Origin of the sequence: Ruegeria sp. ANG10 (assembly GCF_040705255.1) — a bacterium.
Lineage (GTDB): Bacteria > Pseudomonadota > Alphaproteobacteria > Rhodobacterales > Rhodobacteraceae > Ruegeria.
Genome location: NZ_JBFCVU010000034.1, coordinates 1 through 505 on the forward strand (window position 1 = coordinate 1; position 505 = coordinate 505).

Below are 505 nucleotides of genomic sequence, written 5' to 3' on the forward strand. Positions count from 1 at the left end.
GAAGTGCAGAAGAAAGCTGTCGTTGAGTGTTCTATTCAAACCGCACCTTCTTCACTTTTTATGTTGTGCTTTTGCTCCCAAGGGGTGTCTCATACAAATTGTAATGTGATCATTGGATCTTAGCCGTGTTCGACGCGTCGACATACCTCGCGATAACATCGATTGCAGTCATCGGCACTGTTCACGTCTTCTGCGTGTCTTTTTACCGGAGATTCCCCGCCCTAGCAGGCTGGCTTTCTGATTTTTCATCAGGGATCGGACTTGGCTATGCTTTTCTTTTCCTGCTGCCAAAAATTGGTGAATTGTCCACCGGTTTAGCCGCAAGCGGGAAATGGGAAAACTCGCTGTTCGGTTATTCGCTCCTAGGATTTCTCATTTACTACTTGCTGGAGGCCAGTCGCGACGTAGGGGCCGACAACAAGTTGTCGCTTGGCTTGGACACAGTGGCCCTCGGGACCTACAACTGCTTGCTTGCCATTACAGTCATGCAAACGACGGGAACATC

At 49.3% G+C, this 505-nt stretch carries 1 protein-coding gene; it reads left to right on the forward strand.

What is annotated here, in order from left to right; all coding sequences use genetic code 11:
• Positions 1 to 125: 125 nt before the first annotated feature.
• Positions 126 to 505: hypothetical protein (locus AB1A64_RS22350; RefSeq protein ID WP_366554369.1), on the forward strand; the 380-nt coding region annotated here is incomplete at its 3' end.